This window comes from Herbaspirillum sp. Sphag64, assembly GCF_014192645.1.
Taxonomy (GTDB): Bacteria; Pseudomonadota; Gammaproteobacteria; order Burkholderiales; family Burkholderiaceae_D; genus Herbaspirillum.
The window spans coordinates 1-10,521 of record NZ_JACHYE010000026.1 but is presented as its reverse complement, the minus strand read 5'-3'; the positions used below and the strand labels follow the sequence as shown (position 1 = coordinate 10,521).

Sequence of the window (10,521 nt, the reverse complement as noted above, 5' to 3'; positions counted from 1 at the left end):
GGCACCGTTAAAGCGGTAGTCAGTCACTGCTTTTTTGTTGATCGCTGGCACGCTCAGCGTCGACGGATATTCTCAACGTAAGCCGCGCCATCGGGTGACTCGGCTAGAGCACTGGCGGTATCCGCTTTGCGTCAGACGCCCTTGTCGGGTAATGGTGTTTTCTTTCGAAATTCACACAGGTCGGCAATCAGGCAATTCCAGCATTGTGGCTTACGGGCGATGCAGGTGTAGCGTCCATGCAGAATCAGCCAGTGATGGGCATCTTGTAAAAATTCGGGAGCGACGAACTTCATCAACTTGCGTTCGACTTCATCGACGTCTTTACCGGGAGCCAGACCGGTTCGATTGGAGACGCGAAAGATGTGTGTGTCTACGGCGATGGTTGGTTGGCCAAATGCAGTGTTGAGCACGACATTAGCGGTTTTGCGTCCTACACCTGGCAATGCTTCCAATGCTTCGCGCGTTTGCGGGACTTCACCATCATGCTGTTCCAGCAAAATGCGGGAGGTCTCGATGACGTTCTTGCCCTTGGTGCGGAACAAGCCAATCGTCTGGATGTACGGAATCAAGTCGTCCAGTCCCAGAGCGAGGATCTTGGCAGGCGTATTGGCAACCGCGTATAACTTGCGGGTAGCCTTGTTGACCGAGACATCGGTGGCTTGAGCTGATAACAGGACCGCAATCAGAAGCTCGAAAGGCGTGCTGTATTCGAGTTCAGTGGTTGGGGTCGGATTGGCTGCGCGCAGACGGGTAAAGATTTGGCGGCGTTTTTCGCTATTCATGGTACGGGCAGGTTGACGCTTATTGATCTGCCGGTGGATTGCCGGCAAGTTGCTCTTTCTTCAGGCGGGCACGTTCGATGGCGGCCTGGATGATTGCCTTCTTGCGGTCCTGCTCGGCTTTTTCTTCCGGGCTGGCAACGCTGGCAGCGGCGACTTCCTTCAGTTTGGCAGCCGCTTTGGCGGCCAGTCGTGCTTCGTTTTCCTGTTTTTCGCGGCGCAGACGCAGGCTACGGAAATCATGTCGCGCGCGCGCCTGGTCAGCTTGCTCCTGAGACCAGGCTGCCCAGCCAGTTTGCCCAGGCGTCACCTCGATCATGCTGATGCAATCGACCGGGCAGGGGGCAACACATAAGTCGCAGCCGGTACAAAGATCGGTAACCACGGTGTGCATTTGCTTTGCTGCACCAACGATCGCATCCACCGGGCAGGCCTGGATACACAAGGTGCAGCCGATGCAGACAGATTCATCAATGAAGGCTCGACTACGGCTGCGCTCAATGCCGTTGACCGGATTGATTGGTATGACTGGCTTGCCAAGCAGGCTCGCTAGCCTGGCGACGCCCTCTGCACCGCCGGGTGGGCACTGATTGTATGCCGCTTCGCCTGCGGCGATGGCCTCCGCGTAGGGGCGACAGGCTGGGTAGCCGCATTTGGTGCATTGCGTCTGCGGCAGCAGGTCTTCGAGCTGGTCGGCGAGAGTGGGGCGGCGGGGTGTTGACACAATAAGCAAGTCAGACAACGGCTGAGAGAGACAAAACCGTATTATCAGGGAAATGCATGCGACTTGTCAGAGTTTGCACTCAGAAATGCGTCAGAAAAAAGCCTTTATCCCTCGCGGCATAAAGGCTTTCTATTCAAACGGCATTGAATCGCGTCAATGTACAACCCTATATGCGACAGACTGCAGGCAATCAGGCGTTTGCCTTGATGAACTCAGTAATTTGGGGGCAAACCATTTCGCGCCAGCGACGGCCGGAGAAAATCCCGTAGTGGCCACACTTGGCCGCGGTCAGATGTTGCTTGCGCGCCTTTGGAATGGACGAGCACAGCTCCTGTGCAGACTGGGTCTGACCTGAGCCGGAAATATCATCCAGCTCGCCTTCGATGGTGAACAGCGCGACGGACTTGATATCCTGCGGACGCACCGGTTTGCCTTCGATGACCCAGGTTCCCTTGGGCAGATTGAAATCCTGGAAAACAACCTTGATGGTTTCAAGATAGAACTCAGCGGGCATATCCAGCACAGCGTTATATTCGTCATAGAACTTGCGATGGCTTTCGGCCGATTCGTCATCGCCGTCGCGCAGATGCATATAAAAGTCCCAGTGGCTCTGTGCGTGGCGGCGTGGATTCATCGCCACGAAACCTGCATGCTGCAGGAAGCCAGGGTACACCTTGCGGCCAAAGCCGGGATAGCTTGCCGGCACACTATAGATCACGGTGTTCTCAAACCAGCTGAATGGTTTCTCAGTGGCTAGATCGTTGACCGCCGTTGGTGACTTGCGGGCATCGATTGGACCGCCCATCATGGTCATGCTTTTTGGTAATTTCGGGTCGTTGGCACTGGCCATGAGCGAAATCGCCGCCAGTACAGGCACGGTTGGCTGACATACCGAAATGACATGGACGTCCGGACCGAGAGTGCGAATGAAGTCTTGTACGTAATAGATGTAATCGTGCAGGTGAAATGGACCCGCACTGACTGGAACCATGCGTGCATCGGTCCAGTCGGTGATGTAGACATCGTGCTCCGGCAACAGGCCGCGTACGGTATCGCGCAGCAATGTGGAATGATGTCCAGACAATGGCGCCACCAGTAGCACAGTCGGCTGCTTGAGCGCAGCCTGTTGCTTGGTATCGAGATCCTTACGGAAATGGATCAGACGACAAAATGGTTTGTCCTCAGCAGTTTCTTCAACGATGTTGACGGTCTTGCCTTTGATTTCAGTGCTGTCGATCTGAAACTGCGGCTTTTCATAATCTTTGCCTAGTCGGTACAACAGCTCATAACCTGCAGCGATACGCTGCGCGAACGGGGTATGCGCAAGCGGAGAAACCGGATCTGAAAACAGTTTGGCGGAGGTTTCAGCCCACTGGATCAAGGGATTGAGCAGGCTGCGATTTAATTCATGGATTTGATAAAGCATGGATAACCCTTACACATCAAACTTGGCTGTCAGGCTTGCGGCTGCGGTAGCAGTGGCACGAGTGGGAATCTTGTAATGTTGCATCGCAATATTTTAGCACGCTTCGTATTTTGGCATTTTTAGTCTATTTCGGTGCAGGCAGTTGGTGCGCTGGCACCGGCTTGTCACAAAAGTGGCACAGAATTGGGGCTACTTTTGCTAAAACATACCAGAGAGTAGCTCAAGTTGAGGAGTATTGCTGGCAACATTGTTCATCCGCAAACAAAAAGGCCCTGATCCGTCGGTCAGGGCCCTTGTCGTTTAGCTTGTTTAGCTTGATTACCAAGCGCGACGATTAGCTGACAGATCAATCAAATACCGGAGTCTCAACGCCGAGGATCTTGTGCAGTTTCGGCGATGTTGTGGTGTACTGCATGTGGATCTTCTTTTCAGGGAAGATATACGGCGCAGCGCCAAAAGCGGCCAATGCGGCTTCATGGAAGCCTGACAAGATCAGCTTCTTCTTGCCCGGATAGGTGTTGATGTCGCCAACAGCGAAGATGCCTGGAACATTGGTTTCGAATTTCTCGGTATCGACGACCTTGAGCTGCTTGCGTTCAATATCCAGACCCCATTCGGCGATCGGGCCCAGTTTTGGCGACAGACCAAAGAAGACCAGCAGCATGTCTAGTGGCAGGCGACGTGTGACGCCATCCGCGCCGGTTACCTTGATCTCGGACAACTTTCCATCCTTGGCCTCAAAGCCGGTTGCCTGGCCGACCAGGAATTGCATTTCGTACTGTTCGCACAGTTCCTTCATCTTTGCCACAGAAGCGGGTGCGGCGCGGAATTCTTCGCGACGGTGCAGCAGCACTACGGATTCGGCCTTGCCGACGAAGTTCAGCGCCCAGTCCAGTGCTGAATCGCCGCCACCACAAATGACCAGATTTTTGCCTTCAAACAGAACCGGATCTTTGACGCGATAGAACAATTGCGAGCCTTCAAACTGCTCGATACCATCCACCTTCAATGTGCGTGGCTGGAACGAGCCAACACCTGCAGCGATGAAAATGGTTTTGGTGATAAATTTGGTACCAGCCGAGGTTTCGAGGTCAAAACGGCCATCGTCACGCTTTTGCACCAGAGTGACTTCCTGACCCAGATGGAAGGTCGGATCAAATGGCTCGATCTGTTTGAGCAGGTTATCTGTCAATTCCTGACCTGTGCATACGGGAACTGCAGGAATGTCGTAGATTGGCTTGTCCGGATACAGTTCAACGCACTGACCACCGACATTGGCGAGCGAATCAATCACATGCGCCTTGATTTCCAGCAGGCCCAGCTCAAATACCTGAAACAAGCCGACCGGACCGGCACCGACGATGACAGCATCCGCTTCGATAGGGGTTGTCTTGCCGGCATCTGCAGGCGCGATCTTGAAGTTATCCATAAAAATCCGTTTCCATTTCAAATGAAGGGGCCGCGCTGCGTCAGGGGAAGCATGCCCTCAGTGGGCCATGCGACATACCCAATGCCCTTTTTGTCCGTACAATCCGGTCTGGCCAAGTAACGCCAGCCAACCGTTGTGACTTACTAGTGGCTGCCATCGGCGGCGCAATGATTGCGCCAGCCAGTTGGTTTGCGGCTCGCAGGTCAGCGTTCCAGGAATTCCAGCTTACTCTTGACGTCTTTCCACTCCTCGGCTTCGGCCAATGGCGCCGTGGTCTTGGTGATGGAGGGCCAGTTGCGGGCCAGCACCTCGTTGAGCTTGATGAATTCCTGCTGATCTGCCGGTACGTCTTCTTCCGCGTAGATAGCATTGACCGGGCATTCAGCCACGCAGACTGCGCAGTCGATGCACTCATCCGGATCAATGGCGAGGAAATTCGGGCCTGCGCGGAAGCAATCAACCGGGCATACATCAACGCAGTCGGTATAACGGCAGCGGATGCAGGATTCGGTCACAACGTGGGTCATAACAGTCCTATCTGTAAAATTTCTTGAAACTGATGGCAAATTGAGCTGGGTTTAATGGCAATATGGCGCGACTCATTGTGCAAGGGCAAACGTTGCTTCTGCACGTTGCAAACCACGTTACTTCGCAAAATCTCGACGCAAATACAGCAAAATTACGAATTCGTGCCTTGTGTCATGACCTCTGCAAGAGTGCCAACAACCATAAAACCAGCTGGAAAGCCCTGTATTTTAAGGCAATTAGACTTTTCTCACAAATGAGGCTTATACAGATTACGTATAAGTAAATATGAAATTACCTTTCTCTAAAAAGCTCGACAAAAAGACTATGTGCCAGCAGAATAAAATGGAAATCATGCAGCCACGACTGCGCCGCTTGTCGGGCATATTCTTGCTGGTCTGCGCCTCTGCTGCCTCTGCTACACCTCTTAAGATAGGCTCCGTGGACAGTCTTGGTGGCGGGTTCCAATCAACCCAGGCTTACCAGCGCGGTGCCGAGTTGGCCGTGGCGGAAATCAATGCCAGCGGTGGTTTGCTAGGTAGGCAGGTGCAGTTGGTGGTGCGCGAGGATCAAGGGGGAGCAGCCGAAGCTGTGCGAAATGCGGAAGCCTTGGTGAGAGATGACAAGGTTGATGTCTTGAGTGGCACGATGCTGTCCAATGTTGCCCTGGCAGTGGCGAAGACGGCCGCGGCCCGTAAAAAGCTGTTTGTCGTTGGTGATGCACTTTCAGACGCGATCACGCTCGACAAGGGTAATCGCTACACTTTCCGGTTACGGCCCTCGACCTATATGCAGGCAGCGATGTTGGCTGAAGCTGCGGCCAAATTGCCGGTGCGGCGCTGGGCCATTATTGCACCCAACTATGAATATGGTCAGAGTGCCGTAGCCAATTTCAAGCTCTTGCTCAAGGAACGGCGTCCAGATGTCGAGTTTGTTGCCGAGCAATGGCCCGCGCTGGGCAAGATCAAGGCGGATGACGCCGTACGCAGCTTGCAGCAGGCGCGGCCAGAGGCAATCTTCAATGCCACTTTTGGGGGCGATTTGCTGCAATTCGTCGAAGCAGGCAGTCGTCAGGGTCTGTTTGCAAGCAGCAAAGTACTGTCGATGTCTGCTGGCGAGACCTTGGGCAACCTGCAGACTCAGTATCCTGCGATCAGTAACTGGTTTGTCATTGGTTACCCCATTGATCAGATCGCGCTCGCCGAGCATCAGCGGTTTCGGGATGCCTATGTCAAGCGTTTCAATGAACAACCGCATCTTTATTCCATCTTCGGCTACAGCACGCTCATGGCGATCGCCGGGGGCGTCAGGAAGGCAGGAAGTCTGGACAGTGACAAGCTCGTGGCAGCAATGCGCGGTCTGTCCTTTGACACGCCAGTGGGCATCATCAGTTTCAGAGCACAGGATCAGCAATCTAGTTTTGGCGCTTTCGTTGGCACCTTGAGCTACATGCCAGGGCAGGATCCTGCCAGTGACTGGCGCTACCTCGATGGTCTCCGCTATTTGCCGACGGAGTCCTATGTCAAGAGCCGGCGACCTTCTTCGGCCTCGCGCTGAGCAGCGTGGACCGTGGTTGTTGTCAATTCAGGGTAAGATGTTGCGCGATTCATAGATAAGCAACATCGCTCATTCGTCAATTGTCCGGTCCCGTTCCATGATTATTTCCTCTCTGCTCGACACTGATCTGTACAAATTCACGATGATGCAGGTTGTGCTGCATCATTTTCCAGGCGCGCAGGTCGAGTATCGCTTCAAATGCCGCAATGATGATGTTGATCTCACTCCTTATATCGACGAAATTCGTGCAGAAATCGCTGCGCTGTGCCGTCTGCGCTTTCAGGAACAGGAGCTGACCTATCTGCGCAGCTTCCGTTTCATCAAGAGTGATTTTGTTGATTTTCTTGATCTGTTCCATCTCAATGAAAAATACATCAGCGTCATGCCGTCGCCGGCCAACAATGGTGAAATCGAGATTCAGGTCAAGGGTCCATGGTTGCATACCATTTTGTTTGAAGTGCCCGTGCTGGCCATTGTCAACGAGGTTTATTTCCGTGCGACCCAGCGTACACCGGATTATCAAACCGGACGTCAGCGCTTGCGCGACAAAATTGCGCTGCTGACCGACAATTCCTTGCTGGAAGGATGCAAGATCGCTGACTACGGTACCCGGCGGCGCTTTTCACGCAGTTGGCACATGGAAGTGATCCAGGTTCTGAAGGAACAAATGGGCGCGCATTTTGCGGGTACCTCGAACGTCCTGTTCGCCATGCAGCATGATCTGACGCCGTTGGGCACCATGGCGCATGAATATTTGCAGGCATGCCAGGCACTCGGGCCGCGTCTGCGTGATTCGCAAATCTATGGTTTTGAAATGTGGGCGCGCGAGTATCGCGGGGACCTCGGCATTGCGCTCTCGGATGTCTATGGCATGGATGCTTTCCTGCGAGATTTCGACATGTATTTCTGCAAACTCTTCGATGGGGCGCGGCACGATTCCGGTGATCCATTCGAATGGGGAGAGCGCTTGCTAGAGCATTACGCCAATAATCGCGTTGATGCCAAGAGCAAGGTACTGGTATTTTCCGATGGTCTCGATTTTGACAAGGTTGTCTCCTTGTATTTACGCTTCAAGGATCGCGCTAAAGTCGCCTTCGGCGTCGGTACTAATCTCACCAATGATCTCGGCTATACACCGTTGCAGGTGGTCATGAAGATGGTCCGCTGCAATGGGCAGCCGGTCGCAAAGCTCTCCGATACGCCTGCCAAGAATATGTGTGACGATGAGGCTTACGTAAAGTACCTGCGTCAGGTCTTCGATATTCAGTAAGGCTTTGTTTTTTGAAAACTGATCAGCGCTATCCCGCTGATCAGGCGGAGTGAGGAAGAATTTTGTTTAGTGGGGAGTTATCTGGTGCGATGGTGGTCTCAGGCTAGCTGACTGCTATCGTGGTAGTTACTTTATTTTTTGTTAAGGATGTGCGCGTTTATCGGGCCATTCAGCTTGTTTTCGGAGAACCCCCCATTGCATAAAAAATTTCTTGCCCTCTCAGCATTGCTGATAATGGCATTTCTGAACCCCATCACGGCCTTCGCTGCAGAGCTTGACGGCAGCAGCCTGTCTCCATTGTGGGGCGTACCTTTCATTGGTTTGTTATTGTCGATCGCAGTTGGTCCGCTGTTGTTCGCCGATTTCTGGCACGCGCATTTTGGCAAGCTCGCGTTGGCCTGGGTTCTGGTTTTGTTGTTGCCGTTTGCAGCGGTCTTTGGCCCACATGCAGCGATTGCTGGCGCGGTGCACGCTTTGCTGGCTGAATATATTCCCTTCATCGCCTTATTGACGGCATTGTTTGTCGTTGCTGGTGGTATTTGTGTACGTGGTAATCTGCACGGTACGCCCGCACTCAATACAGGTTTACTCGCGTTGGGTACGGTGCTGGCGAGTTTCATGGGGACCACGGGCGCGTCCATGTTGCTGATTCGGCCGCTCATCCGGGCCAATGACAATCGCCGTCATTGCGTGCACATTGTGGTGTTCTTCATCTTTCTGGTGGCGAACGCTGGTGGAGCGCTTACCCCGCTGGGGGATCCCCCCTTGTTTCTTGGCTTTCTCAATGGTGTAAGTTTTTTTTGGACGATGCAGAATATTTTCTGGCATACGGCATTCATCTGCGTCGCATTGCTCGTGATCTTCTATCTGCTCGACCGCCACTACTACCACAACAGGGAAGAGCAGCGCCCACCTCAACAGGACCCGACACTGGATACGGCGCTTTCGCAGTTGGGTTTTGATGGCAAGTTCAACTTCGTTTTGTTGTTGGTGATTATCGGTCTGGTGTTGATGAGCGGCTTCTGGAAATCGGGGATTGAGTTTTCGATCATGGGTACACCAGTAGCATTGCAAAATATCCTGCGTGATGTCGCGCTGGTCCTGGTGATTCTGCTGTCCTTGTGGCGGACCCCAGATACTGCACGCCGTGGCAATGATTTCAGCTGGGGCCCGATTGTGGAAGTGGCCAAACTATTTGCCGGTATCTTCATCACCATCATTCCCGTGATCGCCATGTTGCGTGCCGGTGAAGCGGGCGCTTTCGGCGGTATTGTGCGCGCGGTCAGCGCTAGTAGCGGTCAGCCAATCAATATCATGTACTTCTGGATTACCGGCATTTTGTCTTCCTTCCTCGATAATGCCCCGACGTATCTGGTATTTTTCAATACCGCGTCAGGTGATGCCAATACCTTGATGACGATACTGCCATCGACGCTGGCAGCCATTTCTGCAGGTGCAGTATTTATGGGGGCCAACAGCTATATCGGCAATGCGCCCAACATGATGGTCAAGGCAATTGCCGAGGAGCGCGGTATCAGGATGCCTTCATTTTTCGGTTATATGGGATGGTCATTCCTGATACTGATCCCGTTGTTTGTCATCATGAGTTTCTTATTTTTCTGGTGACGATCAGCGTGATGCAGGGAAACATGAACCTAGATTGTTTAGCGCAAAGAAAGAAGCTATGAAGCCAAAGATTTTAGTAGCACGAGCCACGTTTCCAGAGGTGCTGGAGCGGTTGCAGAAAGACTTTGATGTAGAGGCCAATCAGGAGGATAACGTATTCAGCGCAAGCGAGCTCAGTGCTCGGTTGCAGGGCAAGGTTGGCTTGTTGTCAACCGGTAGTGAGCCGGTCAATGCTGCTGTATTTGCTGCCAATCCACAGCTTAAGGTGGTCAGTAATATTGCCGTAGGTTACAACAATATCGATGTTGCTGCCGCCACCGCAGCCGGTGTCATGGCGACCAACACGCCCGATGTGCTCAATGAAACTACGGCTGATTTTGGCTGGGCATTGCTGATGGCGACAGCACGCCGGGTGACGGAGTCCGAACATTGGCTGCGTGCCGGGCATTGGAAAAAATGGCGCTATGACAGCTTTGTCGGCACCGATGTACATGGCGCGACGCTAGGCATCATCGGTATGGGGCGGATTGGTCAGGCGATTGCGCGACGTTCCCTTGGTTTTGACATGCAGGTGATTTATCACAATCGCTCGCGTCTTGCGCCAGAACTGGAAGTCCGCGCCAATCAGGCGCGTTATGTTAGCAAGGAAGAATTGTTGCGGACTGCGGACCATGTCATCCTGGTGCTGCCTTACACCAAAGAGTCCCATCATACGATCAAGGCTGCCGATCTGGCACTTATGCAGCCTCATGCGACGCTGGTCAATCTGGCGCGTGGAGGCATTGTCGATGATGTCGCCCTGATTGCCGCATTGCGCGATCAGCAGATTGCTGCAGCTGGACTCGACGTATTCGAGAACGAACCGGCTTTCCATCCAGACTTTTTGGGCTTGTCCAACGTTGTACTGACCCCGCATATTGCCAGTGCGTCGGTGCCAACGCGTCTGGCCATGGTGAGCTGCGCCGTTGCCAACCTCAGTGCGGCCTTGTCGGGACAGACTCCGCCAAATCTGCTCAATCCAGCGGTTTTACAACGTTGAATTGATATGATTTTTGATGTCGTTTGCACAATAAAAAACCCGCCGACTAGTTGAACCGCACCCCAAAAGTTGGACACCAATCCAACCTTTGGGGTGTTTTTCATGGCGAAGTACGAAACGAAATTCAAGCATGAGGTAGTGCAACG

General features: G+C 53.2%; 9 protein-coding genes. 4 read left to right on the top strand and 5 right to left on the bottom strand.

Annotated elements, in window-relative coordinates; translation table 11 throughout:
- Nucleotides 1–131 precede the first annotated feature (131 nt).
- The 5 genes from nth to fdxA all read right to left on the bottom strand — a co-directional run bounded on the left by nth (nucleotide 132) and on the right by fdxA (nucleotide 4,885).
- Nucleotides 132–782 (bottom strand): endonuclease III, encoded by a 651-nt coding sequence (gene nth, locus FHW66_RS20505; protein WP_183381683.1) that lies wholly within the window; start codon nucleotides 780–782, stop codon nucleotides 132–134.
- A 19-nt stretch (nucleotides 783–801) separates the two neighbouring features.
- Nucleotides 802–1,545, bottom strand: coding sequence for an electron transport complex subunit RsxB (gene rsxB / locus FHW66_RS20500; RefSeq protein ID WP_183381685.1), 744 nt, complete (start codon nucleotides 1,543–1,545; stop codon nucleotides 802–804).
- A gap of 148 nt (nucleotides 1,546–1,693) precedes the next feature.
- A complete protein-coding gene (locus FHW66_RS20495; protein WP_183381682.1) occupies nucleotides 1,694–2,929 on the bottom strand; it encodes a polyhydroxyalkanoate depolymerase in 1,236 nt (411 codons plus the stop codon).
- Between the two features lie 346 nt (nucleotides 2,930–3,275).
- Entirely contained in the window at nucleotides 3,276–4,358 is a 1,083-nt protein-coding gene (locus FHW66_RS20490) for an NAD(P)/FAD-dependent oxidoreductase (protein ID WP_183381681.1), read from the bottom strand.
- A 203-nt stretch (nucleotides 4,359–4,561) separates the two neighbouring features.
- Nucleotides 4,562–4,885, bottom strand: coding sequence for a ferredoxin FdxA (gene fdxA / locus FHW66_RS20485; protein WP_183381680.1), 324 nt, complete (start codon nucleotides 4,883–4,885; stop codon nucleotides 4,562–4,564).
- Nucleotides 4,886–5,228: 343 nt separating this feature from the next.
- Between fdxA and FHW66_RS20480 the strand changes: the two genes are divergently transcribed.
- From FHW66_RS20480 to FHW66_RS20465, 4 genes are all read left to right on the top strand, one after another.
- The gene (locus tag FHW66_RS20480; RefSeq protein ID WP_370543510.1) at nucleotides 5,229–6,440 is read left to right on the top strand and encodes an ABC transporter substrate-binding protein; all 1,212 of its coding nucleotides are present in this window, start codon (nucleotides 5,229–5,231) and stop codon (nucleotides 6,438–6,440) included.
- A 97-nt stretch (nucleotides 6,441–6,537) separates the two neighbouring features.
- Complete coding sequence (gene pncB / locus FHW66_RS20475) at nucleotides 6,538–7,710, top strand: nicotinate phosphoribosyltransferase (protein ID WP_183381679.1); 1,173 nt, start codon at nucleotides 6,538–6,540, stop codon at nucleotides 7,708–7,710.
- Nucleotides 7,711–7,944: 234 nt separating this feature from the next.
- Nucleotides 7,945–9,336, top strand: a complete 1,392-nt coding sequence (locus FHW66_RS20470) for a sodium:proton antiporter (RefSeq protein WP_183381678.1) — start codon at nucleotides 7,945–7,947, stop codon at nucleotides 9,334–9,336.
- Nucleotides 9,337–9,394: 58 nt separating this feature from the next.
- Complete coding sequence (locus FHW66_RS20465; RefSeq protein WP_183381677.1) at nucleotides 9,395–10,375, top strand: D-glycerate dehydrogenase; 981 nt, start codon at nucleotides 9,395–9,397, stop codon at nucleotides 10,373–10,375.
- The last annotated feature ends 146 nt before the right edge of the window (nucleotides 10,376–10,521 follow it).

What these genes read in the sequence shown, in the direction of transcription:
- pncB (WP_183381679.1), top strand. Translation starts at nt 6,538, where the DNA reads ATGATTATTTCCTCTCTGCTCGACACTGATCTGTACAAATTCACGATG.
- FHW66_RS20495 (WP_183381682.1), bottom strand. Translation starts at nt 2,929, where the DNA reads ATGCTTTATCAAATCCATGAATTAAATCGCAGCCTGCTCAATCCCTTG.
- fdxA (WP_183381680.1), bottom strand. Translation starts at nt 4,885, where the DNA reads ATGACCCACGTTGTGACCGAATCCTGCATCCGCTGCCGTTATACCGAC.
- FHW66_RS20465 (WP_183381677.1), top strand. Translation starts at nt 9,395, where the DNA reads ATGAAGCCAAAGATTTTAGTAGCACGAGCCACGTTTCCAGAGGTGCTG.
- FHW66_RS20480 (WP_370543510.1), top strand. Translation starts at nt 5,229, where the DNA reads ATGGAAATCATGCAGCCACGACTGCGCCGCTTGTCGGGCATATTCTTG.
- nth (WP_183381683.1), bottom strand. Translation starts at nt 782, where the DNA reads ATGAATAGCGAAAAACGCCGCCAAATCTTTACCCGTCTGCGCGCAGCC.
- FHW66_RS20470 (WP_183381678.1), top strand. Translation starts at nt 7,945, where the DNA reads ATGGCATTTCTGAACCCCATCACGGCCTTCGCTGCAGAGCTTGACGGC.
- FHW66_RS20490 (WP_183381681.1), bottom strand. Translation starts at nt 4,358, where the DNA reads ATGGATAACTTCAAGATCGCGCCTGCAGATGCCGGCAAGACAACCCCT.